This window comes from Methylorubrum aminovorans (assembly GCF_022179725.1).
Lineage (GTDB): Bacteria > Pseudomonadota > Alphaproteobacteria > Rhizobiales > Beijerinckiaceae > Methylobacterium > Methylobacterium aminovorans.
This window is the reverse complement of record NZ_BPRC01000003.1, coordinates 211516-237608: the sequence shown is the minus strand read 5'-3', so window position 1 is coordinate 237608 and position 26093 is coordinate 211516. Positions and strand designations below refer to the sequence as shown.

21 protein-coding genes and 1 tRNA gene are annotated in these 26093 nt (G+C 68.8%); 11 read left to right on the top strand and 11 right to left on the bottom strand.

Features of this window, described 5'->3' with window-relative positions; all coding sequences use genetic code 11:
- Positions 1-34 precede the first annotated feature (34 nt).
- From aqpZ to MFF24_RS07520, 3 genes are all read right to left on the bottom strand, one after another.
- The gene (gene aqpZ / locus MFF24_RS07530) at positions 35-775 is read right to left on the bottom strand and encodes an aquaporin Z (protein WP_108938481.1); all 741 of its coding nucleotides are present in this window, start codon (positions 773-775) and stop codon (positions 35-37) included.
- A 410-nt stretch (positions 776-1185) separates the two neighbouring features.
- A complete protein-coding gene (locus MFF24_RS07525) occupies positions 1186-2079 on the bottom strand; it encodes a 3'-5' exonuclease (protein ID WP_238223639.1) in 894 nt (297 codons plus the stop codon).
- 50 nt (positions 2080-2129) lie between these two features.
- Positions 2130-5093, bottom strand: coding sequence for a bifunctional [glutamine synthetase] adenylyltransferase/[glutamine synthetase]-adenylyl-L-tyrosine phosphorylase (locus MFF24_RS07520; RefSeq protein ID WP_238223637.1), 2964 nt, complete (start codon positions 5091-5093; stop codon positions 2130-2132).
- 413 nt (positions 5094-5506) lie between these two features.
- On the opposite strand from MFF24_RS07520, the gene MFF24_RS07515 reads away from it, so the two are divergent.
- Positions 5507-5722, top strand: a complete 216-nt coding sequence (locus tag MFF24_RS07515) for a hypothetical protein (RefSeq protein WP_238223635.1) — start codon at positions 5507-5509, stop codon at positions 5720-5722.
- A 9-nt stretch (positions 5723-5731) separates the two neighbouring features.
- Here the strand turns inward: MFF24_RS07515 and MFF24_RS07510 are convergent, their stop codons facing one another.
- From MFF24_RS07510 to MFF24_RS07485, 6 genes are all read right to left on the bottom strand, one after another.
- A complete protein-coding gene (locus MFF24_RS07510) occupies positions 5732-7156 on the bottom strand; it encodes a HAMP domain-containing sensor histidine kinase (RefSeq protein WP_238223633.1) in 1425 nt (474 codons plus the stop codon).
- Entirely contained in the window at positions 7153-7851 is a 699-nt protein-coding gene (locus MFF24_RS07505; RefSeq protein ID WP_166058259.1) for a response regulator transcription factor, read from the bottom strand. Before MFF24_RS07505 ends, MFF24_RS07510 begins: the two co-directional genes overlap by 4 nt.
- Before the next feature lie 26 nt (positions 7852-7877).
- On the bottom strand, positions 7878-8387 hold the full coding sequence (locus MFF24_RS07500; RefSeq protein WP_108938487.1) for an OsmC family protein: 510 nt from the start codon (positions 8385-8387) through the stop codon (positions 7878-7880).
- A gap of 61 nt (positions 8388-8448) precedes the next feature.
- Positions 8449-9228 (bottom strand): ABC transporter ATP-binding protein, encoded by a 780-nt coding sequence (locus MFF24_RS07495; protein ID WP_238223632.1) that lies wholly within the window; start codon positions 9226-9228, stop codon positions 8449-8451.
- Between the two features lie 7 nt (positions 9229-9235).
- On the bottom strand, positions 9236-10075 hold the full coding sequence (locus MFF24_RS07490; protein WP_108938489.1) for an ABC transporter permease: 840 nt from the start codon (positions 10073-10075) through the stop codon (positions 9236-9238).
- A 150-nt stretch (positions 10076-10225) separates the two neighbouring features.
- Positions 10226-11200: an aliphatic sulfonate ABC transporter substrate-binding protein gene (locus MFF24_RS07485; RefSeq protein ID WP_238223631.1), complete on the bottom strand. Its 975-nt coding sequence runs from the start codon at positions 11198-11200 to the stop codon at positions 10226-10228.
- 160 nt (positions 11201-11360) lie between these two features.
- On the opposite strand from MFF24_RS07485, the gene MFF24_RS07480 reads away from it, so the two are divergent.
- Positions 11361-14147 (top strand): [protein-PII] uridylyltransferase, encoded by a 2787-nt coding sequence (locus tag MFF24_RS07480; protein WP_238223625.1) that lies wholly within the window; start codon positions 11361-11363, stop codon positions 14145-14147.
- 92 nt (positions 14148-14239) lie between these two features.
- Positions 14240-14842, top strand: a complete 603-nt coding sequence (grpE, locus tag MFF24_RS07475; protein WP_238223623.1) for a nucleotide exchange factor GrpE — start codon at positions 14240-14242, stop codon at positions 14840-14842.
- Positions 14843-14908: 66 nt separating this feature from the next.
- On the opposite strand, the gene MFF24_RS07470 is transcribed toward grpE, so the two are convergent.
- Entirely contained in the window at positions 14909-15766 is an 858-nt protein-coding gene (locus MFF24_RS07470; protein WP_108938493.1) for a prephenate dehydratase, read from the bottom strand.
- A 16-nt stretch (positions 15767-15782) separates the two neighbouring features.
- The gene (locus MFF24_RS07465; protein WP_108938494.1) at positions 15783-16526 is read right to left on the bottom strand and encodes a 3-deoxy-manno-octulosonate cytidylyltransferase; all 744 of its coding nucleotides are present in this window, start codon (positions 16524-16526) and stop codon (positions 15783-15785) included.
- A gap of 330 nt (positions 16527-16856) precedes the next feature.
- Between MFF24_RS07465 and MFF24_RS07460 the strand changes: the two genes are divergently transcribed.
- The 8 genes from MFF24_RS07460 to MFF24_RS07425 all read left to right on the top strand — a co-directional run bounded on the left by MFF24_RS07460 (position 16857) and on the right by MFF24_RS07425 (position 26065).
- On the top strand, positions 16857-17753 hold the full coding sequence (locus tag MFF24_RS07460) for a c-type cytochrome (RefSeq protein WP_133089761.1): 897 nt from the start codon (positions 16857-16859) through the stop codon (positions 17751-17753).
- A gap of 171 nt (positions 17754-17924) precedes the next feature.
- On the top strand, positions 17925-19838 hold the full coding sequence (locus MFF24_RS07455; RefSeq protein ID WP_238223621.1) for an extracellular solute-binding protein: 1914 nt from the start codon (positions 17925-17927) through the stop codon (positions 19836-19838).
- Positions 19835-21721, top strand: coding sequence for an extracellular solute-binding protein (locus tag MFF24_RS07450; RefSeq protein WP_238223619.1), 1887 nt, complete (start codon positions 19835-19837; stop codon positions 21719-21721). The genes MFF24_RS07455 and MFF24_RS07450 overlap by 4 nt, the downstream gene beginning before the upstream one ends.
- Positions 21722-21730: 9 nt before the next feature.
- The gene (locus tag MFF24_RS07445) at positions 21731-22840 is read left to right on the top strand and encodes a microcin C ABC transporter permease YejB (protein WP_238223616.1); all 1110 of its coding nucleotides are present in this window, start codon (positions 21731-21733) and stop codon (positions 22838-22840) included.
- 69 nt (positions 22841-22909) lie between these two features.
- Positions 22910-23413, top strand: a complete 504-nt coding sequence (locus MFF24_RS07440) for a GNAT family N-acetyltransferase (protein WP_108938499.1) — start codon at positions 22910-22912, stop codon at positions 23411-23413.
- Between the two features lie 78 nt (positions 23414-23491).
- Entirely contained in the window at positions 23492-25030 is a 1539-nt protein-coding gene (locus tag MFF24_RS07435) for an acetate--CoA ligase (RefSeq protein ID WP_238223613.1), read from the top strand.
- Positions 25031-25154: 124 nt separating this feature from the next.
- Positions 25155-25937, top strand: a complete 783-nt coding sequence (locus MFF24_RS07430) for a glycosyltransferase family 2 protein (RefSeq protein WP_238223611.1) — start codon at positions 25155-25157, stop codon at positions 25935-25937.
- Positions 25938-25972: 35 nt separating this feature from the next.
- A tRNA-Ser gene (locus MFF24_RS07425) sits at positions 25973-26065 on the top strand.
- Positions 26066-26093 lie beyond the last annotated feature (28 nt).

Below are 26093 nucleotides of genomic sequence, written 5' to 3'. Positions count from 1 at the left end.
CTCGACAGACCTCGTCGTCGCTTGTGCATCGGCTTCAGATCTCGGCGCCTCGCTCGACGATTGCCGTGTCCACCATGTCGGCCGGTTCGTAGAGCCATCGCGCCACGATCCCGGCGGCGATCGCTCCGGCAATCGGCGCCAACCAGAACATCCAGAGCTGCGCGACGTACTCCGCGCCCGCGAACAGGGCCGGACCCGTGCTCCGGGCCGGATTGACCGACGTGTTCGTCACCGGAATCGAGATCAGGTGGATGAGCACGAGGGCAAAGCCGATGGGAATGCCGGCAAAGCCCGCGGCGGCACCCTTCGATGTCGTGCCGGCAATGATGAAGATGAAGATGAACGTCGTCAGGATCTCGGTGATCAGGCAGGCGGCAAGGCCGTATTTGCCTGGACTGAGTGCACCGTAACCGTTCGAGGCGAATCCGTTCGGCACCCAACCCGCCTTTCCGGAGGCGATGGTGTAGAGGGTGAAAGCCGCGACCATGGCACCGATCACCTGGGCGAGGATGTAAGGCAGGACGTGCCGGCTGGCGCAGCGGCGCGCCGCCCAGAGTCCGATCGTAACGGCTGGGTTGAAGTGACCACCGGAGATATGGCCGACAGCGTAGGCCATCGTCAGCACCGTGAAGCCGAAGGCGAAGGCAACGCCCAGGAAGCCGATCCCGAGTTCGGGATAGGCCGCCGAGAGAACGGCCGCGCCGCACCCGCCGAAGGTTAGCCAGAAGGTGCCGAAGAATTCGGCGGTCGTCCGACGCATCGTATCGTGATCCATGGCGATACCTCTTGCAACGGAGGCCGCGGGGCGCGCGTCGGGCGTTCGTATTGTCAGCGTATTCGGCGCACCGCGACAGCAAGTCGACTGCGTCGGCACCCGCCGTGACGCATCAGGCGATGCATTCCACGCCCACGTCGCGCTCACAATGATCGGTGTCACAAGTCCGCGACACAAAAAGGTTGTACCGCTTCAGGACCGGATGCGTCGCCTGGTCGATGGTTTCTGCCCGCCTCTCTTCGTTAATCCGAGGGCTGATCGGCGGACCCGACGGAGCGAGCCGAGGGCGTGCAATTTACGCCGGGCCTCGACGTCATGCCCAGCGTCGCATTACGGGGCGATCCCGAGTTTCGGTGCGCGGCCCCGGCCTGACGGAGAGGCGGGACCGAAGTGATCAGCCGGAGACCGTGTCAGGCGGCTGCCACGCCCTTCGTCCGCACCGGTCCGACGCTCTTGCCGTCCAGCAACTGTCGCAGGCGCTCGACATCCTCGAAATTGTTCGAGGTGAGATCGGTGACGTCGCCCTCGACCAGCGCATCGACGTGGCGGCAGCGGCGGCGATGCGTGCCGGCCGGGCAGGAGCAGCGCAAATAGGGCCCGTCCGTCCGCTCCTCGAACTCCAGCACGTAGCGGCTGCCGGTGCTGCCGCGCATGGCGAAGCGCAGGTCGCCTTTAGGCCGCAGATCGACGATGCCGGAGGCCCGCAGGGCATGGGCGGAGGTGGAGCGGCTGAAATCGCGCCGCGGCCCGGCCACCGCCCGGATCGGCGTCAGCCCGAGGCCGCGGGCAAGGTCAGCGATGTCTGAGGCACCGGTCTCGCGCAGGGCCGCCAGCGCGATCTCGGCGCAGGCATAGGCATCCTCGCCGGCATCGTGATGCTCGAAGCGGATGCCGAGGCGCCCCGCCACCTTGGCCAGCCCATGGCCGCCGGGATCGGGGAAGATGCGCCGGGCGATCTGCAGGGTGCAATGCCCGGCCATGTCCGGCACCGTCTCGCCCCAGGCCGCGAGCGAGGCGGCGAGAACGCCCATGTCGAAACCGGCATTGTGCGCCAGCATCAGCCGGCCCGAGAGATCGGGCAGGAACTCGGCGAAGATTTCGGGGAATGTCGGCGCATCGCGCACATCCGCCGGCAGGATGCCGTGGACGCGGATATTGCCGGGGGAGAACCGCATCTGCGGAGGGCGGATCAGCCGCGTCTCCCGCCGTACCACCCGGCCGCCCTCGATCCAGGCGAGCCCGACCGCGCAGGCGCTGTCACGCCGCTCGTTGGCGGTCTCGAAATCGATCGCGACGACGCTCATGCCCCTCAGATTAAGGGGCTGGGAACCGATCTCGCAAGGCGCGGATCGGCTCACCCCGCATCCGGCTGGCCGAGATGGCGGTCGAAGATCGTCCGCACCGTCTGCCGCTCCTCGTCGAGCCGGGCGGTGAGCGCCCGCGCATCGGGCAGGTTGGCGGCGCGGGCAAGACGGGCGAGGGCCACGTCGGAGGCTTGGGTCGGGTCGCCCTCGACCATTAGGCGCTGCCAGTGGTGCACGTCGTCGAGGAGCCGGTAGGCGCCGTCGAGCTGTTCCGCCTCGTCGGCGGCGATGAGACCGGCTTGCGCCGCCCGCACGATGACGTCCGGGGCATCGTGACCGATCAGCTCGGGATGCGCGTGGGCATGGCCAAGGACGAGAGCCTGCGCCAGGAAATCGAGATCGAGCAGACCGCCGAGGCTGAGCTTGAGGTCGAGAGGCCCCTGATCGCCCTTCTCATCCTCGACCGTGGCGCGCATGTTCCGCACCGAGCGGTTCACCGCGACGGGATCGCGGGGCTGCATCAGCGCCTCGCGGATCACGGATTGGGCGTCGGCAGCGAGGCTCTCGTCGCCCGCGATGACGCGGGCGCGGGTCAGCGCCATGTGCTCCCACAGCTCGGCCTCTTCGCGCTGGTAGGCGCGGAAGCTGCGGAACTGCGCCGCCGTCGCGCCCTGGCCGCCGCCGGGGCGCAGACGGAGGTCCACCTCGTAGAGCAGGCCGCGTCGGGTCGGGGCAGTGAGCGCGGCCACGAGGCGCTGGGTCAAGCGGTTATAGGCCATCGCCGCGTCGAGCGGCTTTTTGCCGGTGCTGGTCCGGTTCTCCGGGTCGAAATCGTACAGCACGACGAGGTCGAGGTCGGATTCAGCCGTAAGCTGACGCGAGCCGAGCCGGCCGTAGCCGAGCACGACCATGCGACCTCCCGGAATCTCCCCGTGATCGGCGAAGAAGGTTTCGGAGACGGCCTCCAGGGCGGTCGCGACGGCGGTATCCGCGATGGCCGAGAAGGCGCAGCCCGCCGCCTGCGGGGTCAGGATGCCCGAGAGCATCCGGGCGCCGGTGAGGAAGCGGAGCTGGCGCGCCGCGTCGCGGCTGCGGTCGAGGAACACCTCGTGGCTGTCGGGCCGGCCGAGCAGCGCCTGGTAATGCGCGGCGACCGCCGCCGCATCGACGGTCGGATCGACGAAGTCCGGGTCGATCACCGCGTCGAGCACGTGCGGGGAGAACGCGACCGTGGCCGCCAGCCGCGGGGCGCTGCCGAGCAAATCGGCGAAGAGCAGCCGCAGGCGCTCGTGCTCGCGCAGGATGGTCAGAAGCTCCACCGCCGCCGGCATGCGGCCGAAGGCACGGTCGAGATTGGCCAGAGCCGCGTCCGGATCGGGCGTGCCGGCGAGCGCCTTGATGAGGGCGGGGACCAGTTCCGTCAGCACCTCGCGGGCGCGGGGGCTGCGCACCGCAGCGCGGCGGCCGAAATGCCAGCCGCGCACGGTGTCGGTCACGCGCTCCGGATCGCGGAAGCCGAGGCTTCGCAGTGTCGCCAGCGTGGCCGGATCGTCGGCGGATCCGCTGAAGACGAGGTCGCCCACCTCCGAGGAGAGATCGGGCCCGGCCTCGAACAGCAGAGCGTAATGCGCCTGCACCCGGCGGGCATGGGCGAGCAGGGCCGCCTCGAAGCCGGCGAGATCCGGATATCCGGCAAAACGCGCAAAATTCTCAAGCTCGGCCCGGTCGGTCGGCAGGCGCTGGGTCTGCTCGTCGCGCACCATCTGAAGGCGGTGCTCGATCGTGCGCAGGAAGGCGTAGGCCTCGGCCAGCTCGTCCCGCGCCTGCGCCGAGATCCAGCCGTCCTCGTGCAGGCTGGCCAGCATCGGCACGGTCGAGCGCCCGCGCAGCATCGGGCGGCGGCCGCCGAAGACGAGTTGCTGGGTTTGGACGAAGAACTCGATCTCGCGGATGCCGCCGCGGCCGAGCTTGATGTCGTGGCCGGCGACCGCCAGCGCCTCGTGCCCGCGCACGGCGTGGATCTGCCGCTTCATGGCGTGCACGTCGGCGATCGCGGCGAAGTCGAAATACTTGCGCCAGACGAACGGCGTGAGGTCGGCCAGGAAGCCCTGGCCCGCTTGGATGTCCCCGGCGATGGCGCGGGCCTTGATGAAGGCCGCCCGCTCCCAGTTCTGCCCCGTGGTCTCGTAATAGACGTAGGCCGAGGCGAGGCTCATCGCCGTCGGCGTCGAGCCGGGATCGGGGCGCAGGCGGTAATCGACCCGGTGAACATAACCGTCGCGCGTGCGCTCCTGCAGCAGCTTGGCCGCGCCCTGCGCCAGCTTCGTGAAGAACGGCGTCGGCTCCAGCCCCTCCTTCAGGGGCACGGCCTCGGGATCGAAGAAGACGATCAGGTCGATGTCGCTCGAATAGTTCAGCTCGCGCCCGCCGAGCTTGCCGAGGCCCAGCACGACCAGCCCCGAACCCGCCTGCGGCTCGTGCCGGTCCTTCGGTAGGAAGCGGCCGGAGGTGGCGGCCTGGAGCAGCATGGCATCGATGGCCGCCGAGACCGAGGCGTCGGCGAAATCGGAGAGCGCGGCGGTCACGCGCTCCAGCGGCCAGACCCCGCCGATATCAGCGAGCGCCACGAGGAGCGCGTGCTCGGCGCGGTTCCGGCGCAGGGTCTTGCCGACCGCTTCGAGATCGGGCGCCGCCCCCTCCCCCGTCCGTCCGGCGGCGCGCTGGCCGGTGATGATGCGGGCGTCCGCAGCCTCCGGGGATTCATCGAAGAGGCGGACGAGCCGCGCGGGATCGCGCGAGGCCAGGGACCAGAGGAAGGTCGAATGGTCGGCGAGCGCCGTGAGAAGGTCCCGCGCCGTCCCCTCCCGCAGGGCGGGGGGAAGTGCGTCGGCAATCTCCTCGAACCGCGCCCGCGCCGCCTCGGCATCGGACAGCGGCGGCGCCTGCTTCAGCCGCGCGATCAGAGGCGCCGTGCCGTCATCACCGGCAGCCAGCCCGTCGTTTCGCCTGACCATGCCGTCCCTTCTTCGCTTCGAAGCGCTCGCGTTGTCACGGGATCGCCGGTTCTGCCCATCAAACGCGCAAATCAGTTCCTGCCAAGGGACTTTCGCCGGAAACGGCAATCGGAGCATCGGGGGCGAGGCGGCCGGCGACAGGCCCCAAAGTCTCGAGCCTCGCGGGCTGTCGAGTCGTCGGCGAGCCACGACGCGCATCAGACCCGGCAGCGGCTGCATGAAAACAGGTTGTTCCGACGGCTGATCCGGCGCAGGGCCGCCGGCAAGCCATTTTCGAGACCTGCCCACCGTGCCGTCATGAGAAGCCGTGGAGCGGTCCGGCCGCTTATCGGTTGAACCCCGGCCTGCGAAGGCGGCAGACTGCCGAGCTTCCTCCAACGGACGATGCGGCCACCAAGGACGAAAGTGGATCGATGAGCAGCAGCACCCTGGTTCCCTTCGCCGAGGCCGCGATCTTCACGCTCGGTTGCGCGCTGATCGCGAGCCGCCGATTCGATCCGCAGCGGCTCGGGGCGGTGCTGGGTTTGACCACGGTCACGCTCGCGGTCCTGCTGGTGGTGTTCGCTCTGCCCGGCAGTCCGCAAATGACGCTCGCCGATCCCGATGGCGTGCGCAACTTCCTGAACTGACCGAAACCGCTACGTCGTGCTCGCCGGCAGGCTCAGCGTCACGGCGAGTCCCGGCGCATTGTCGGCAAGCTCAAGGCTTCCGCCGTGAAGCCGTGCGACGGCGTTGACGAGGCTCAGCCCCAGGCCGAAGCCGGGGCGAGAACGGGCCGCGTCGAGCCGCACGAAGCGGTCGAGCACCCGTCCGCGCTCCTCTTCCGGAATGCCGGGGCCGCGATCCACGACGGTGATCCGCACGGCGCCGTCGGCCCGTACAGCGCTCATCGAGATCGCCTGCGGCCCGGCCTCAGGTGACTGCGCGCCGTACTTGATGGCGTTGTCGAGGAGGTTGGCGATGGCTTGGCCCACCAGCTCGCGGTTGCCGTCGAGGATCAGGTCGGGCTCCGTGCGGACGGTCAGGCTCAGGCCCCTGTCTTCAGCCAGAGGCTCGTAGAGTTCCGCCACCTCTTGCGCCACCTCCCCGGCGTCGAACCGGCGCACGCTCTCGGGCGCGTTGCCGGCCTCCAGGCGGGCGATGGTTAGCAGCGCGTTGAACACCCGGATCAGCCCGTCGCTGTCCTCGATCACACCTTCCATCGCCGCGCGCAGCGCCTGCGGCGTCTCGGCCGTGCGCAGGGCCTCGTCGGCGCGGTTGCGCAGGCGCGTGAGCGGCGTCTTGAGGTCGTGGGCGATATTGTCGGAGACCTCCTTCATGCCGCGCATCAGCTCGCCGATGCGTTCCAGCATCAGGTTGAGATTCTGCGCGAGTCGGTCCAGCTCGTCCCCGGTGCCGGCCACCCGTAGGCGTCCGTCGAGATCGCCCGCCATGATCGTGCGGGTCGTCTCGGTCATGTCGTCCACGCGTTTCAGCACGCGGCTGGCTACGAACCAGCCGCCGAGCACACCGAGCACCACCACCAGCGCGAGCGAGGAGCCGAAGGTGTTGCCGATCGCCGCGCGCAGGCGGTCGCGCTCCTCGGTATCGCGGCCGACGAGGAGGCGAAAGCCCCCGGCGAGGTTGAAGACGCGCATGATCGCGCGATGCTCGCCCTGGTCCGCCTCTGAGCCGCGGCCGTAGTAGCCCTCGTACTGGCCCGGCCGGGCGAGGATATCGGGCGAGACGCGGCTGACATTGCCGACGATGTGCTCGCCGGCCGGCGTGGTGACGAGATAGAGCGAGGCGCCGGGTTCCTTGGCGCGCCGTTCCACCACCGCGATGAGCCGGCGCAGACCGCCCGCCGTGTACTGCTCCGACAGGCCGTTGATCTCGGCATCGATGGTCGAGACGATCTGATCGTCGAGCACGCGGCGCGCGTTCCAGGCGACGTAGCCGAGGCCGAGCGAGGCCAGCACCGCGAACAGCACAAGGTAGGCGAGCGACAGCTTGAACGCCGTCGTGCGGAAGATCTTCCCTAGACGCGCGAGGAGCCCGTCCGGCGGTGATGCGGCCGGGCTCACGGGGCCTGCGGCTCGTCCGGCCGGATCACGTAGCCGGCGCCGCGGACCGTATGGATCATCGGATGCTCGAAGCCGCGATCGATCTTCGCGCGCAGCCGCGAGACGTGAACGTCGATGACGTTGGTCTGCGGATCGAAGTGGTAGTCCCAGACATGCTCCAGCAGCATCGTCCGGGTCACGACCTGCCCGGCATGGCGCATGAGGTATTCGAGCAGCCGGAACTCGCGCGGCTGCAGCACGATCTCGCGGCCCGCCCGCGTCACCCGATGCGAGAGCCGATCGAGTTCGAGGTCGCCGACGCGGTAGGCGGTGGCCTCACTGTGGCCGGTCGGGGCCGTGCGGCGGCGAGCCAGCACCTCGGTGCGGGCGAGAAGCTCGGAGAAGGCGTAAGGTTTGGGGAGATAGTCGTCGCCGCCGGCCCGCAGGCCCTTCACCCGGTCGTCCACCTGACCGAGCGCCGAGAGGATGAGGACCGGCGTCGTAATCGCCTGCTCGCGCAGCGAGCGCACGAGCGAGAGTCCGTCTAGCTTCGGCAGCATGCGATCGACGATCAGCACGTCGTAATCGCCCTCGCGGGCGAGCGCGTAGCCGTCGAGACCGTCGCCGGCATGGTCCACGGCGTGCCCGGCTTCCCGGAACGCTTTGACCAGATAGGCGGCGGCCTCGCGGTCGTCCTCGATGATGAGCAGGCGCATGACGCCCGTCAGATACGCCTCGCCGCTCAGGAGCGCGAGGCGTTCACCGACAATTCCGGCTTGTGGTTGAGGGTCTGGAACACGACGCAGTAGCGCTCGGTGAGCTTCAGGAGCTGGTCGAGCTTCTCCTGGGGCGCGTCGGTGTCGAGGTCGAACTTCAAGCGGATGGCGCGGAAGCCCACCGGCGCCTCCTTGTCGACGCCGAGCGTGCCGCGGAAGTCGAGATCGCCCTCGGCGCTGACCGTACCGGCCTTCAGCGGGATCTCCAGCGCGGTCGCCACCGCTTTCACGGTCACGCCCGCGCAAGCGACGAGGGCTTCGAGCAGCATGTCGCCCGAGCAGAGTTCGGCACCCGAGCCGCCGGTGGCGGGGTGCAGGCCGGCGACCGCCAGGGCGCGGCCGGTCTCGACCTTGCAGGCGATGCTGGTGTCGTCGAGCGCGCCCTTTGCCTTCAGGGTGATGACGGCGGAATCCGGCGTCTCACGGTACTTGTTCTTGAGCGGGGCCTGGAGAGCGCGCAGGGCGTTGGCGTCCATGGAGTTCCTCCGGTTTCTTCTGACGGGCCGGGCTTAGCGGCTTTCACGTCCCCGCGTCATCTCAGAACGAGCTTCCGCCAGTCAGTTCCGGTGTACGGGAGGCGTCGCGCGGGCGCAGCGAATGATCGAGGGCAGAGAGGATCGCGCGCGTCGCCGCCTCGCTCGTCGGTGCCGCCGGGTCGCGCGGCCGGCGCAACGGCAGGGCCACCGTCTCGTCGAGGCGACCGGGGCGCGGGCGCATGACGATGGCGCGGTCGGCGAGCGCCACCGCCTCGGCGACATCATGGGTGACGATCAGCACCGTCGGCCGCACCTCTTCCCAAAGAGCGAGGAGATGGCGGTGGAGGTCCTTGCGGGTGAAGGCGTCGAGCGCCGAGAACGGCTCGTCGAGAAGCAGCACCCGTGGGCTGGCGACGAAGGCGCGGGCGATCGAGACGCGCTGCTGCTGTCCGCCGGACAATTCGCGGGGCCAGCGCCCGGCATGCTCGGCGAGACCGACCCGCTCCAGGGCGTGGGCGACGCGCTCCCGCTGCTCGCGCTTGGGCAGGTGTTCGATGCCGAAGCCGACATTGTCGGCCACTGTCAGCCAGGGCAGCAGGCGCGGCTCCTGGAACACCAGGCCGACGCCGGGATGCGGCCCGGTGATCGGCTCGCCGTCGAGCGCGATCCGGCCGGCGCTCGGCCGGTCGAGCCCGGCGATGAGGCGCAGCAACGTCGTCTTGCCGCAGCCGGAGCCGCCGATCAGCGCGACGATCTCGGCATTCGGCACGGCGAGGTCGATGCCCTCCAGCGCGCGGGTGCCGTCGGCATAGGTCTTGGAGAGAGTCTGGATGCTCAGCATGGCAGGCTCACAGCGTCTCCCGCGCGGTGTCCTGCCAGCGTACCAGCGGGCTGGTGAGCGCGACGAGCACGGCGTCGGCCGCCTTGCCGACGACGGCGAAGCTGATGATCGCGGCCAGGATCTGATCCGGCTTGCTGAATTGCTGGCCGTCGAGGAGCAGGTAGCCGAGGCCCTCGGAGGCGCCCATCAGCTCGGCGGCCACAACGAAGAGGAAGCCGAGGCCGAGCCCGGTGCGCAAAGCCGTCAGCGTTGCCGGCAGCACCGCCGGCAGGAGGATGCGACGGGCGAGCGCGGCCTTGGAGAGGCGGAAGATGCGGCCGACCTCCACCAGCTTGCGATCGACCGAGGCGATGGCACCCGCCACGCCGATATAGACGGGGAAGAACACGCCGACTGCGATCAGGGCCACCTTCGGCGTCTCCAGGATGCCGAACCACAGGATGAACAGTGGCACCCAGGCGAGCGAGGGCACCGCACGCAGGGCCTGGAGGCTCGGATCGACCAGCCAGCGTAAGGGGGGCAGCGTCGCGGTGAGCGCACCCGCGAGGATGCCGGCGCCTGCCCCGAAGGCGAAGCCGAGGCCGACGCGGATCAGGGTCGCCTCGACATGGGTCCAGAGTTCGCCGGACGCGGCGAGCGTCCAGAGCGCGGCACCGACCCGGCTCGGCGGCGGCAGCAGGCGCCCGGAGGAGAAGCCGGCCGCAACCGCGATCTCCCAGCCGAACGCGAGGGCGAGGGGCAGCAGCAGGCCGAGCGCAAGCCGCGCGCCGCCGCCGAGAAGGGCGGCTCGACGCGCGGGAGCGGCCGTCGCCGCGGGCTCTTCGGAGAGAACGGTGGTGAGGCTCATGCGAAGGGGCCGCGCCGTGTCTGCATCGTGGTCTCGCCCCGTCCTACCGGATCGGGCGTTCAGCGCCACGCAGCGCAAGCCCCACTGGCACCATGCCGAGGCATACCTGGGCGAAAGCGACGAGGTGCGCGGCGTCCGGCACGGGCAGGCTCAGCGAGCCGGGGCCGGGTTGAATTGCGGGTCGATCAACCCGTCCACCGCCGCCCCCACGTCGGTGGAAGCCGGGATCACGCCCGCCTGCTGCAGGGCGAGGCCGGCGGCGCGAATGCTCTCGGCCTGGGCCGGGCCGACGGCGGGTTGGCTCAGATCCGTGCGCTCGATCTGCTTGGCGATGACCGCCTCGGGCAGCTTGGTGGCGGAAACGAGCGCGCTCTTCAGGGCATCGGGGTTGGCGATCGCGTAGGCGCGGGCCTGCTCGTAGGCGCCAATCACGACCCGCACGAGGTCGGGATGGGCCTTGGCGAAATCCTCGCGCACGTCGAGCACGCCCCAGGTGTTGGCGCTCGGATCGCGGTGGAACAGCACGGCGCCGCTCTCGATCTCGGCTGCGGCCATCATCGGGTCGAGCCCGGCCCAGGCATCGACGTCGCCGCGATCGAGCGCGGTGCGGCCGTCGGCGTGCTGCAGCAGGACGAGCTTGGCGTCCTTCTCGGTAAGCCCGGCGCTCTGCAGCGCGCGGATGAGGAAGATGTGTGGATCGGTGCCGCGGGTGACGGCGATGCGCTTGCCCTTGAGGTCGGTGGGCTTCGCGATTCCCGTCTCCTTGCGAGTGACGAGGGCGGTCCATTCCGGCCGGGAATAGGCGTAGACGACCTTGACCGGGTTGCCGTTGATCCGCGCCAGCAGTGCCGCCGCGCCGGCCGACGAACCGAAATCGATGGCGCTGCCGTTGAGGAATTCCAGCGCCTTGTTGGAGCCGAGCGACTGGACCCACCGCACCTTGATGCCGCGGGGCTTCAGCGCCTCTTCGAGAAAGCCCTTCTCCTTCAGGACGAGGCTGACCGGATTGTAGGTCGCCCAATCGAGCCGGATTTCCGAGACCTCGTCGGCCCGCAACTCCGATCCGGCCGCGAGAAGGCCGAACAAGCCGGCGAATGCGGACAGGACATAGCGGCGTCGGATCATATGGCTGTCTCCCTCGTCGGCCCGGCTTGTCGCCTGGATCGACACGATGGCTAAAACAGTCACGTTCTTTTCGTCAAACAAAAAATTCGCCGAACAGAACGGCTGGGTTGCGAACAACCGCCCGATGCCGCCACCGGCTTTACATGCTAACGGGACGGCCATGTTCGACCCCGTTCCCGTCCTCGAAAAGATCGTCGCCTCTCTCGACCGCGACGCGCGCGAACCCACCAAGCTGCGTGGGCTGCTTGTGCCCGAGTTGCGCAAGGTGATCGAGACCGGGCACCGGGATGCCGAACGACTCCTGATGAAGGAGCGGGACGGACTTGCCTGTGCACAACGGCTGAGCCGACTCACCGACGCGGTGGTGCGGGCGATCTACGATGCCGTGGTCTGGCGCCTCTACCCGAACGACAACCCGTCCACGGGCGAGCAGCTGGCGATCGTCGCCACTGGCGGCTACGGCCGCGGAACGATGGCACCGGGCTCGGACATCGATCTGCTGTTCCTGCTGCCCTACAAGCAGACCGCGTGGTCCGAGAGCGTCGTCGAGGCGATGCTCTACGTGCTATGGGATCTGAAGTTGAAGGTCGGTCACGCGACGCGCTCCGTCGAGGAATGCCTGCGCGAGGGCCGAGCGGACATGACGATCCGCACCGCGCTGCTCGAATCCCGCTTCCTGTTCGGCTCCCGCCACCTCTTCGAGGAGATGGTCACGCGCTTCGACACGGAACTCGTGATCGGCTCGGCCTCGGAATTCGTCGATGCCAAGCTGCGCGAGCGCGACGCCCGCGTCGCCAAGGCGGGCGCCTCGCGCTACCTCGTCGAGCCCAACGTCAAGGACGGCAAGGGAGGCCTGCGCGACCTCAACACCTTGTTCTGGATCGCCAAATACACCTACCGCGTGCGCAATCAGGTCGAGCTTGTCCATGCCGGCCTGTTCACGCCCGACGAGTATAAGCTGTTCGAGCGCTGCGAGGAGTTTTTGTGGCGGGTGCGCTGCCACATCCACTTCGTGACCGGACGCGCTGAGGAGCGGCTGTCCTTCGGGCTTCAGCCCAAGATCGCCGAGCGACTCGGCTTCGGCGCCCGCGGCGGCCTGTCCGGCGTCGAGCGCTTCATGAAGGCCTACTTCCTCATCGCCAAGGATGTCGGCGACCTCACCGCCATCGTCTGTGCGGAGCTCGAAGCGCGTCACGCCAAGCGGACGCCGGTGCTTGATCGCTGGATCGGCCGCTTCCGCGACCGCTTCCGCGCCACCTCGATCGAGGCGGAGGATTTCTGGATCGACAACGGCCGCGTCAACATCCGCGGCGAGGACGCGTTCGAGCGCGATCCGGTCAACCTCATCCGCCTGTTCTGGCTCGCCGACCGGCACAACCTGCCGATTCATCCGGACGCCGCCCGGCTGGCCAACCGTTCGCTCCGGCTCATCACCCACGCGGTGCGGATCGACGTGGAGGCCAACCGCCTCTTCCTCGACATGCTGACCTCGAAGAACGCACCGGAGACGATCCTGCGGTCGATGAACGAGGCCGGCGTGCTCGGCCGCTTCATCCCGGAATTCGGTCGCATCGTCGCGATGATGCAGTTCAACATGTACCATCACTACACGGTGGACGAGCACCTGCTGCGCTCGATCGGCGTGCTCGCGGCGATCGATTCCGGCCGGGTGCGCGAGGAGCATCCGCTGGCCTCGCGCCTGATCGACACGATCCACAACCGACGCGCCCTGTACGTCGCGATCCTGCTGCACGACATCGCCAAGGGACGGCCCGAAGACCATTCCATCGCCGGCGCCGCCATCGCCCGCAAGCTCGGGCCGCGGTTCGGCCTCAGCCAAGCCGAGACCGAGACGGTGTCCTGGCTCGTCGAGCACCACCTGCTGATGTCGATGACGGCGCAGAGCCGCGATCTCTCCGACCACCGGACGATCGAGAAGTTCGCCAGCGAGGTGCAGAGCCTGGAGCGGCTGAAGCTGCTGGCGATCCTGACCGTGGCCGACATCAAGGCGGTGGGGCCCGGCGTGTGGACGGCGTGGAAGGGCACGCTGCTACGCACCCTCTACGACGAGACCGAGGTGTTGCTCTCCGGCGGTCATTCCGAGATCGCCCGCACCGACCGGGTACGTCTGATCCAGATGGCCCTGCGCGAGCAGCTCTCGGACTGGCACACCGACACCTTCGACGCCTACGCCGCGCGCCACAACCAAGCCTACTGGCTCAAGGTGGACTCGACCCGCCACTACAAGAACGCCCGCTTCCTGCGCACCGTGATGGAGGAGGGCCGCACCAGCGCCACCACCTACGAGACCGACCCGGTGCGCGGTGTGACCGAGCTGACGGTCTACTCGCCCGACCACCCGCGCCTGCTCGCCATCATTACCGGTGCCTGCGCGACGGCGGGCGGCAACATCGTCGATGCGCAGATCTTCACGACGACCGACGGCTTCGCGCTCGATTCGATCTTCATCTCCCGCGCCTTCGAGCGGGACGAGGACGAGCTGCGCCGCGCCGGCCGCATCGCCACCGCGATCGAGCGGGCGCTCAAGGGCGAGATCAAGATCGCGGAACTCGTCGCCGACAAGCACCCGAAGCAGCCGCCCAAGACCTTCCTCGTGCCACCGGACGTGTCGATCGACAACGCCCTGTCGAGCCGCGAAACGGTCGTGGAGATCACCGGCCTCGACCGGCCGGGCCTGCTCTACGAACTGACGACGGCGCTGAACCGCCTGAGCCTCAACATCACCTCGGCCCACGTGGCGACCTTCGGCGAGCGGGCGGTCGACGTGTTTTACGTCACCGACCTGACCGGCACCCGCGTGGTGCAGCCCGATCGGCTCGCGATGATCCGTGCTGCGGTGATGGAGGTGTTCGCCAGCGACGTCGCCGCCCTGCGTGCCGAGGGGCTCGACGCCCTGGTCGATTCGCCGCCGCCGCGGGAGTTGTAGGCGAGGATGGCGCTGCCCTCGCTTGATTTCGCGGTATGCCCGAATGATATCAGCCCCATCCCGGAACACTTCGAGACCCGATCGATCGCACGATGATGGCTGACGACATGGAGAAGCAGGAGCGGCACAACGGCACGGAGGCGGAAGTCCCGCCGCAGCCGACCACCGCGGGCGCGGATGCGGAGGGCCTCGCGGCCGCGATCGCCGAGCGCGACGAGTTCAAGGACCGCCTGCTGCGGACGCTGGCCGAGATGGAGAACCTGCGCCGCCGCACCGAGCGCGAGGTTGCCGATGCCCGCACCTACGCGGTGACGAGCTTCGCCCGCGACATGCTCAACACGGCCGACAACATCCGCCGCGCTCTCGAGAGCGTGCCGGCCGAGGCCCGTGCAAGCGCCGACGGCGCCTTCAAAGCCCTGTTCGAGGGCATCGAGCTGACCGAGCGCGATCTGGCCAAGACGCTGGAGCGCCACGGCGTGAAGGTGGTCGATCCGCAGGGCCAGCGCTTCGACCCGAACCGGCATCAGGCGATGTTCGAGGTGCCGAACACTGAGGTTCCGAACGGCACCGTGGTCCAGGTGGTGCAGACCGGCTACGTCATCGGTGACAGGACGCTGCGCCCGGCGCTCGTCGGCGTCTCCAAGGGCGGCCCGAAGCCCGAGGCGACCAAGGACAAGCCGGCCGACGCGGCCTGACGCCTTCGTTGGATCGGACATGAAAAAGGCCGGCGCCCCTGCGTCGGCCTTTTTCGTGGTCGCCGGCTATTCCGCCGCCTGCCGCGTCGTCTCGCGGAACGGATGGGCCGGATAGGTGCCGATGATGCGCAATTCCTTCGAGAAGTAGCGCAGTTCGTCCAAAGCCCGGCGCAGGCCGTCATCTTCGGGGTGGCCGTCGACCTCGGCGTAGAACTGGGTCGCGGTGAACTGCCCCTCGACCATGTAGCTCTCGAGCTTCGACATGTTGACGCCGTTGGTCGCGAAGCCGCCGAGCGCCTTGTAGAGTGCCGCCGGAATGTTGCGGACCCGGAAGATGAAGCTCGTCACCGTCGGGCCGTTGCCCGGCTCGATCTCGACGGGCTCGGGCGAGAACACCACGAAGCGCGTGGTGTTGTGCGCCTCGTCCTCGACGTCACGCTCCAGAATGTCGAGGCCGTAGACGTCCGCCGCCATGGCCGGGGCGAGCGCCGCGCGGGTCGGGTCCTGCGCTTCCGCGACCTCCCGGGCAGCACCCGCGGTGTCGCCGGCCACCACCGCCTTGAGTCCGAGGCGACGGATGATCCGACGGCACTGGCCGAGCGCGTGAACGTGGCTGTGCACGCTGGTCAGGCTCTCCGCCGTGACGCCTGGCAGAACCATGAGCTGGAAATGGATCGGCAGGAAGTGTTCGGCAACGATATGCAGCCGCGAGGTCGGGATCAGGTGGTGGATGTCGGCCACCCGGCCGGCGATCGAATTCTCGATCGGGATCATCGCGAGGCTCGCCTTGCCCTCGTTCACCGCGGCGAAGGCGTCCTCGAAGGTGGCGCAGGGCAGAGCGGTCCAGCCGGGATAGGCCTGCGAGCAGATGATGTGCGAGTTGGCTCCGGGCTCGCCCTGATAGGCAATGGTGCGGTCGGTCATCGGTGCGTCAGTGGGTTCAGTTGAGGCGGCGAACGGCGAGGAGCGTGCGGGCACGCTCCAGGTCGGCGGGGGTATCGACGCCGAGCGGCAGATCCTCGACGATCATCGCATCGATGCGCATGCCGGCCTCCAGCGCGCGCAACTGTTCCAGCTTCTCACGCCGCTCCAACTCGCCCTGCGGCAGGGCGTTGAACCGCGCCAGCGCCTTCCGGCGATAGGCGTAGAGGCCGATATGGTGGAACAGCGGCCCCTCCCCCCAGGGCGCGCGGGCGCGGGTGAAGGCCAGCGCGCGCAGGCGGTTGGGCCCGACCGTATGACCGATGATCTTGACCACGTTCGGGTCGTCCATCTCTTCCGCCCGGTGGATCACCGCGCAGAGGGTGGCGATATCGACCTGCGGGTCGGCGAGCGGCGTCACCGAAGCGGCGATGATCGCCGGGTCGATGGTCGGCAAGTCACCCTGCACGTTGACGACGACGTCGTGGTTGCCGTCGGGATCGACGATTTCCAGCGCCTCCACGAGGCGGTCGGAGCCGGAGGGGTGATCGGCCCGCGTCATCACCGCCAATCCGCCCTGCGCCTCGATCGCCTCGGCGATCGCGTCGGTGTCGGTGGCGACGACCACGGGTCCGATTCCCGCCTCCACCGCGCGGCGCCAGACATGGACGATCATCGGCGCGCCCGCGATGTCGGCGAGCGGCTTCGACGGCAGCCGGGTCGCGGCGAGGCGGGCCGGAATCAGGATCAGGGGATCGGACATGGCCTCGGGCTATGACACGCGCGTTCGAAAACGGGACGGGGCGGCTCTAGCAGTGGCCGTCCGGCTTGTCATGGCCGGCTCATGAGGGGCTCTTATCCGGTTCGTGGCCGCGCCCGGCCGCCGCTCAGGGTGCGGCAGCGCTGCAACGGCCGGGGCCCGCCCGCACGGAGCCGGCGACAATAACGGTATGCGACAGCGCGCAGCGCGTATCGCCCATTGTCAAGATCGGGCCTGAGCGGCTAATCACCCTTGAAATCCTCCAAAGTCCGGCGTCTGCCCGTCGGGCCCTCATCCGCCGGGTCCTGATCCCGTGCGCCGGAGCAGTCGAGCATGGATTCCTTCGAGCTGAACAAGGTTGCGGGCGCTGTCCTGGGTGCTCTCCTGTTCGCGGTCGGGTCGGGCTTCGTGGCGGAGCTGATCTATCACCCGAAACCGGCCGGAAGCGCCGGCTATCCCCTGCCGGAGCCGGAGCCGAAGAGCGGCGGCGCCGCGGCCGAGGCACCGAAGGCTGAGCCCGTCGCCGTGCGGCTCGCCAGTGCCGACGCCGACAAGGGCAAGGGCGGCACCAAGGCCTGCCAGGCCTGCCACAGCTTCGAGAAGGGCGGCCCCAACAAGGTCGGTCCCGATCTCTGGGATATCGTCGAGCGCGAGAAGGCGCATGCCGCCGGCTTCGATTATTCCGCCAGCCTGAAGGAGAAGGGCGGCACCTGGACCTACGAGGATCTCGACCACTTCCTCGAGAGCCCGAAGGGTTACGCGAAGGGCACCAAGATGGCGTTTGCCGGCATCAGCTCGCCGGCCGAGCGCGCCAACGTCATCGCCTATCTGCGCACGCTCTCCGACAGCCCGAAGCCGCTGCCGGCCGCCGAGAAGAAGGCCGAGGCTGCGCCGGAGGGTGAGAAGAAGGCGGAAGCCGCCAAGCCTGCGGAGGGCAAGGCCGAGGACAAGAAGGCCGGGGAGCGGCCGGTCGAGAGCGCCACGGGCAACAAGGAAAAGGCGCCGCAGACCAACGCGCCGAAGGGCGACACCCAGTCCGGCGACGGCAAGGACACCGCCCGTCCGGTCCCGGCGCCGGGGGTCCAGCCGCAGCGCAACGAGGTCGCCCCGACCCAGGCGCCTGAGGCCAAGCCCTCGGGCGATATCCCGACCAAGGCCACGCCCGGCTCCGAGAGCACGCCGGCCACCGAGCCGCCGGCCAAGGCCGATCCCGACGCGCCCAAGCCGTAAGGCGACGGGGACACCCCCTCTTCCGAAGGCCGGGCCGCGAAAGCCCGGCCTTTTTCATGTCCCGTTCCTCGGCAACCGCCTCTGCGCGGTCACGGCGGGTTGGCGCCGGCCCCGGCCTCGTCCTAGAACGACGCCGACCGTCCTCTCACGGGACCGGGAGACCGCGCCAACGTGACAGAAAACGCCGTGATCGCTCGCCGCAGCTTCCTCGCCGGAGCGCTCGTTCTCCTAGGAATGCGAGGCCCCGCCTCAGCCCAGGAGCCCGCCGAATCCGCCTCGAAGGTCTCGGCGCAGGAGGCACCGGGCAGTTGGCGCCACGCGCTGACCCTGCTCGGCGAGCCGAAATACGGCCCGGACTTCCAGCACTTCGACTATGCCGACCCGAAGGCGCCGGTCGGCGGCTTGGTCCGGCTCGGAGCCCAGGGCGGCTTCGACAACCTCAACTTCATCGTCAATGGCTTGAAGGGCGATCTCGAAGGCGGGATCACCCAGATCTACGACACGCTGATGGAGGATTCCGGCGACGAGCCCTTCTCCTCCTACGGCCTGCTGGCCGAGGGCGTACGGATCGCCGAGGACGGCCAGTCGGTGACGTATCGCCTGCGGGCGAATGCACGCTGGCACGACGGCAAGCCGGTCACCGTCGAGGACGTGATCTGGTCCTTCGACACGCTGAAGGCCAACAGCCCGTTCTACGCCGCCTACTACCACACCGTGGCGAAGGCCGAGACGGGCAGCGAACGCGAGGTCGTCTTCCGCTTCAGCGAGGCCGGCAATCGTGAGCTGCCGCAGGTGCTGGGCCAGATGCAGGTGCTGCCCAAGCACTGGTGGACCGGCACCGACAAGAACGGCAAGCCGCGCAGCGCCACCGAGACGACCCTCGAGATCCCGCTGGGCTCGGGCCCCTACCGGCTCGCCAAGATCGATGCCGGCCGCTCCGCCGTCTACGAGCGCGTGGCCGATTACTGGGGCAAGGACCTGCCGGTCAACCGCGGCCGCAACAATTTCGGCACGGTCCGCTTCGAGTATTTTCGCGATGGGTCGGTGCTGCTGGAGGCGCTGAAGGGCGACCTCTATGACTTCCGCAGCGAGAACATCGCTCGTAACTGGGCCACCGCCTACGATGACTTCCCCGCGGTGAAAGAAGGGCGCCTAATCAAGGAGGAGTTCCCCGGCCGCGGCACCGGCATCATGCAGGCCTTCGTGTTCAACCTGCGCCGGGACAAGTTCAAGGACGAGCGGGTGCGCCGCGCCTTCAACCTCGCCCTGAACTTCGAGGAGATGAACCGGCAGCTCTTCTACGGCCTCTACAGCCGGATCGATTCCTACTTCTACGGCTCGGAATTGGCCTCGTCCGGCCTGCCCGACGGACTTGAGAAGGTGATCCTGGAAAGCGTCAAGGACAAGCTTCCGGGCAGCGTCTTCACCGAGACCTACACCAACCCCGTCAACGACACGCCGGAGGCCGGGCGCGCCAACCTGCGCAAGGCGGTCGGCCTGTTGCGCGAGGCCGGCTACGAGTTGAAGGGCGGCAAGATGGTGGCGAAAGCCACCGGCGAGCCGCTGATCGTCGAGTTCCTCGAATTCCAGAACGTGTTCGAGCGGGTGATCCTGCCCTATGCCGCACAGCTCAAGCTGATCGGCATCGAGTCCTCGATCCGTGTGATCGATCAGGCGCAGTACCAGAACCGCCTGCGCAGCTTCGACTTCGACATCACCACCTCCAATTGGCCGGAATCGCTCTCGCCCGGCAACGAGCAGCGCGAGTTCTGGGGCTCGGCCGCCGCCGACAAGCCGGGCTCGCGCAACATCGCCGGGATCAAGGATGCCGGCATCGACGCGCTGATCGAGAAGGTGATCTTCGCCCAGGACCGCGAGACCCTGGTCGCCGCGACGCATGCCCTCGACCGGACGCTGCTGGCCCACAACTTCGTGGTGCCGCAATGGTCGTCGGCCGTGACGCGGACACTGCGCTGGAACCGCTTCGGTCGTCCGGCGGTGCTGCCGAAATACGGTTCCTCGGGCTTCCCGACCACGTGGTGGTACGACGAGGCGCTCGCCGCCAAGACGGGAGCACCACGGTGAGCGCGGGCGCGACCCGCCGGAGCATCGTCCTCGGGACAGGGGCGCTCGCCCTTGCGAGCTCGCTGCCGCGCTCGCCCCACGCCGAGGAGAGCCGCCCCGTTCCCAGCAAGGCGCACGGCAAGGCTCATGGCTTGTCGAGCTTCGGCGAGCTGAAATACGCGCCCGATTTCGCGAATTTCGACTACGTGAACCCGATGGCCCCGCGCGGCGGGCGCTTCGCGACCCAGATCGTCCAGACCTTCGGCAATCAGGCGTTCGACACCTTCGACACGCTCAACCCCTACGTCTTCCGCGGCACCGGCGCGGCGGGCATCAATCTCACCTTCGACAGCCTGATGGTGCGCGCGCTCGATGAGCCGGACGCGCTCTATGGCCTCGTCGCACGCTCGGTGGAGACCAGCGCCGATGGCCTGAACTACCGTTTCGCCCTGCGTCCCCAGGCGCGCTTCCACGACGGCTCGCCCCTGACCGCGCGGGACGCCGCCTTCTCCCTCACCCTCCTCAAGGAGAAGGGCCACCCGACGATCGCGCAGGTGATCCGCGACGTCGCCGAGGCGACGGCGGAAGGCAACGAGACCCTGCTGGTCCGCTTCGCCCCCGGCCGCAGCCGCGACCTGCCGCTGATCGTCGCCGGTCTCCCGATTTTCTCGGCCAAGTTCCTTGAGGGCCGCGACTTCGAGGCCCAGACGCTTCAGCCGCTGCTCGGCTCCGGACCGTATCAGGTCGGGCGGATCGATATCGGCCGTTTCATCGAGCTGGAGCGCGTGAGCGATTACTGGGCGGCGGACCTGCCCGTCATGGTCGGGCAGAACAATTTCGACCAGATCCGCTACGAGTATTTCCGCGATCGGCAGGTCGCCTTCGAAGCGTTCAAGGGCGGCGCCTATACCTACCGCCAGGAATTCACCTCGCGGATCTGGGCGACGGGCTACGATTTTCCCGCCGTGCGCGAGGGACGCGTCAAGCGCGAGACCCTGCCCGACACCTCGCCCGCCGCCATCCAAGGCTGGTTCTTCAACACCCGCCGCGAGGTGTTCAAGGACCCCCGCGTGCGCGAGGCGATCGGCCTCTGCTTCGACTTCCCTTGGACCAACCGCACGGCGATGTTCGGCGCTTACGAGCGCACTGTCTCGTTCTTTCAGAAGACCGACCTGATGGCCACGGGCAAGCCCTCTCCGGAGGAGCTGGCCCTGCTCGAACCCGTCAGCGGGCAGGTGCCGGCCGAGGTCTTCGGCGAGGCCTGGACGCCCCCGGTCCCGGATGGATCGGGCCAGGACCGGGCGCTGCTCGCCCGCGCGGTGGCGTTGCTCAAGGAGGCCGGCTGCACCCGCGAGGGTGGAGCCTTGCGCCTGCCGGGCGGCAAGCCGATCGAGTTCGAGTTCCTCGATTCCGACTCCGTGTGGGAGCCCATCGTCCAGCCCTTCATCCGCAATCTCGGGCTCATCGGCATCAAGGCGCGACAGCGGGTGGTGGATGCCGCACAGTACCAGGCACGCCTTCGCGACTTCGATTTCGATATCACCGCCCGCGCCGCCTCGGGCGACGCGACGCCGGGCCCCGAACTGCGCGAGGCCTACGGCTCGCGCGCGGCAGAGATCCCCGGCTCGAACAATCTCGCCGGCATCAATGACCCGGTGATCGACGCCCTGCTCGACCGCATCGCCAACGCGGATTCGCGTGCGAGCCTCACGGTCGCCTGCCGCGCCCTCGACCGGGTGCTGCGGACCGGCCGCTACTGGATCCCGATGTGGTACTCGCCCGAGTACCGCCTTGCCCTGTGGGACATGTTCGGCCGCCCGGCGAAGCTGCCGACCTACGGGCTCGGCGTGCCGGCCCTGTGGTGGTACGACGAACAGAAGGCGCGCCGGATCGGCCGGGGCTGAGGACTGTCCATGCTCGCCTACATCCTGCGCCGCATCGCGCTGATGATCCCAACGATCTTCGGGATCATGCTCATCACCTTCGCCATCATCCAGTTCGCCCCCGGCGGCCCGGTGGAGCGGGTGCTGGCCCAGCTCCAGGGCCAGCAGGAAGGCTCGCTCTCGCGCATCACCGGCGGCCAGGGCGATCTCGGCGGCGGGACGGCTCGCAGCGGGGGTGGAGGCGGCGGCGACACGTCGAAGTATCGCGGCGCGCAGGGACTTGATCCGGCCTTCATCAAGAAGCTCGAGGCGCAGTTCGGCTTCGACAAGCCGGCCTACGAGCGCTTCGGCAAGATGCTGTGGGACTACCTCCGCTTCGATTTCGGCCGCAGCTATTTTCGCGACGTCTCGGTGCTGGACCTGATCAAGGAGAAGCTGCCGGTCTCGATCTCGCTCGGCCTGTGGATGACGCTGATCTCCTACGCGATTTCGATCCCGCTCGGCATCCGCAAGGCCGTCGCCGACGGTTCGCGCTTCGATGTCTGGACCTCGGCCGTCGTCATCGTCGGCTACGCGATTCCGAGCTTCCTGTTCGGCATCCTGCTCGTCATCCTGTTCGCGGGCGGCTCCTTCCTGCAGATCTTCCCCTTGCGCGGCCTCACATCCGAGAACTTCGAGTCGCTGAGCCTGTGGGGCAAGGCGCTGGACTACGCGTGGCACCTCGTGCTGCCGCTCTCCGCCCTCGTGCTTGGCGCCTTCGCCACCTCGACGCTTCTCACCAAGAACTCGTTCCTCGACGAAATCCGCAAGCAATACGTCGTCACCGCCCGGATGAAGGGCGTGAGCGAGCGCCGCGTCCTCTACGGCCACGTCTTCCGCAACGCGATGCTGATCGTGATCGCGGGCTTTCCCGGCGCCTTCATCACGGCCTTCTTCACTGGCTCGCTTCTGATCGAGACGATCTTCTCGCTCGACGGGCTCGGGCTCCTGTCCTTCTCCTCCATCGTCGGCCGCGACTATCCGGTGGTGTTCGCCACGCTCTACATCTTCTCCCTGCTCGGCTTGGCCGTGAACCTCCTGTCCGACCTCACCTACACCTGGATCGATCCGCGCATCGACTTCTCCTCGCGGGGGGCCTGACGCGCGCCCTCGGTTTGCCGGCTGCGTAGCCGGCTGCTATCGGCGCGAACCCGCCGCCGGACGCCGCCCGTGACCGCCCTCCCCCTCGTCATCCGACCCGAACATCCGGACGACGCCCCGGCGATCGAGCGCCTTCACGCCCGCGCCTTCGGCCCCGGCCGTTTCGCCCGCACCGCCTATCGCCTGCGCGAGGGCGCCACGCCCCTGCCCGATCTCTGCCTGACCGCGCTGGTGGGCACCTATCTCGTCGGTTCGGTGCGAATCGGCCCGGCCGAGGCCGAGGGCGGATCGCTCCTCGTGCTCGGTCCGCTCACCGTCGATCCGAGTTTTTCGGACCGCGGCATCGGCACGCGCCTGATGCAGGCGAGCCTTGATGCCGCCCGCGCCGCCGGACACGGCCTCGTCGTTCTGGTGGGCGACGCGCCCTACTACGCCCGCTTCGGCTTCAAGCCGGTTCCCCCCGGCCGCCTCGCCCTGCCGGGGCCGGTCGATCCGGGGCGCTTCCTCTGGCTCGAACTCAGGGACGGGGCGAGCACCGGCCTTTCCGGCACGATCCGCCCGCCGCGCGGATAGGATGCCGGGCACCGCTTGACCGCCGGAAGCGAGGATCGGACACCAGGGCAAAGACAAAGATCAACGGAAACGCCCGCCGTGCCGACCAGCGACGACCGCCAATTCCCGCCTCGTTTCAATGCGGCCCGCTACTGCCTCGCTGAGAATGCCCGGCTGCGCGGCGACAAGACCGCCCTCATCATGGTCGGCGAGGGCGGCACCGTCAGCCGCCTCACCTATGCGCAAGCCGACCGGGCGGTGCGCGGCATCGCGGCGGGCCTGCTCGGCCTCGGGCTGAAGGCCGGCGACCGGGTGATGATCCGCATGGGCAACGAGACCGACTACGTGCTCGTCTATTTCGGCGCGCTCGCCGCCGGCCTCGTCGCCCTGCCCTCCTCGCCGCAACTGACGGCCGACGAGGCCGCCTTCCTGATGGAGAATGCTGCCGTCGCCGCTGTGGTGACCGGCGACGGCTTCTCCAAATCCGACGACGGTGGTCCCGCGGGCTGCATCCGGCTCGACTCGGAAAAGATCGCGGCGATGAAGGCGGGCGAGCCGCTCTCCGACTACGCCGACACCGCCGCCGACGATCCGGCGACGCTTGTCTACACCTCCGGCACCACGAGCCGCCCGAAGGGCGTTCTCCACGCCCACCGCGCCATCTGGGGCCGCCGGCCGATGCATGCCCACTGGCTCGGCCTCAGCGAAGCCGACGTGATGCTGCATGCCGGAACCATGAACTGGACCTACACGCTCGGCGTCGGCATCACCGATCCCTGGGCCTGCGGCGCGACGACGGTGCTCTACAACGGCCCGCGCGACCGCGGGATCTGGCCCCGCCTGATCGCCGAGCAGGGCGCGACGATCTTCGCGGCGGTGCCGAGCGTCTACCGCCAGATCCTCAAATACGCCGACCTCGCCGCGCACGATCTCTCGCGCCTGCGCCACGGCGTCACCGCGGGCGAGGCGCTCTCGGCCGATCTCCTCGAAACCTGGACACAAGCGACGGGCAAGCCCCTCTACGAGGCACTCGGCATGAGCGAGATCTCAACCTACGTGTCGAGCGGCCCGACCATCCCCGTGCGCCCCGGCTCGCCCGGCCGGCCACAGCCGGGCCGCCGCGTCGCGATCCTGCCGCCCGACGGCCCGCCCGAGCCGCTCCCGGCAGGCGAGACCGGCCTCCTGGCGGTCCACCGCTCCGATCCGGGTCTGATGCTCGGCTACTGGCAGCGGCCGGAGGAAGAGGCGGCCGTGATGCGCGGCGCGTGGTTCGCCGGCGGCGACCTCGCGAGCTTCGATGCGGACGGCTACCTCTGGTTCCACGGCCGCAACGACGACCTGATGAACGCCATGGGCTACCGCGTCTCGCCCGTCGAGGTGGAGGGCGTGCTCGCCGGCCATCCCGACATCGCCGAAGTCGGCGTGACGGAGCTGGCCGTGCGCCCCGATCTGCGGGTCATCGCCGCCTTCGTGGTTCTCCGCCCCGGCGCCGAGCCTGACGCGGACGCCCTGACGGCGTGGTGCGTCGCGCGCTTGGCCGCCTACAAGGCGCCCCGCGCGATCCGCTTCCTCGATGCGCTGCCGCGCACCGCCAACGGCAAGGTCCAGCGCAAACGCCTTGCTGAGGCCGCCGAATAGCGCGCTTTCCAGCGGAGTGGGTGCCGGTTCATCGTCAGAAAGCACGGCCGAGCAAAGACTGAGAGCCGTGCTTGTTCGAGAGGAATCGGGCCGGTAGAGCGGGGTGCCGCGCGCGACGAGACCCATGGCCCCGCTCCCGATTTCCGTCTTCATCATCGTCAAGAATGAGGCCGATCGCCTCGGCGCAAGTCTCGCGGCGGTGCGGGACCTCGCCGACGACATCGTCGTGGTCGATTCCGGCTCGACCGACGGGACGCAGGCGCTCGCGGCGTCGCTGGGCGCCCGGGTCATCCACAACGACTGGCCGGGCTACGGCCGGCAGAAGCGCTTCGCTGAAGGGCAGTGCCGCCACGACTGGGTTCTCAACCTCGACGCCGACGAAGTGGTGCCCCCCGATCTGGCCGAACAGATCCGCGCGGTCTTCGCCAACGGCGAGCCGGCACACGCCGCCTGGAGCATCGCCATCGCCGAGATTTTTCCGGGCGAGACGCGCCCCCATCCCTGGGCCTACGTGCTGACTCCGGTGCGGCTCTACCGGCGGGACTTGAGCACCTACTCGACCTCGCCGGTTCATGACCGGGTGGTGCTGGGGCCGAATGTTACCGTCGGTCAGATCAAGGGACGCATCCACCACTTCTCGGTGCGTTCGCTCGGCGACCAGCTCGACAAGCTCAACCGCTACTCCGACCAGCAGGCCGACGACCTCGACGCGCGCGGCGTCACGATCCCGGCCTGGCGCCTCTACGTGGAGCTGCCGGGCAACTTCCTGAAGGCCTATCTCGGCCGCCGCCACTTCGTGCGCGGCGCCTACGGTTTCCTCACGGCGATGAATTACGCGATCTCCCGCCACCTGCGCGTGGCCAAGCATTACGAGCGCCGCGTTACAACCCCGCGCCGACCGGGTTGACCCGCCGCCCCGGAGCTTCTACAGCCAAGCGGCGGGGAGACGTGGCCGAGAGGCTGAAGGCACTCGTTTGCTAAATGAGCATACCCCTAATAAGGGTATCGAGGGTTCGAATCCCTCCGTCTCCGCCACTCTAAGTCATTGATTTCATTGAGCTTT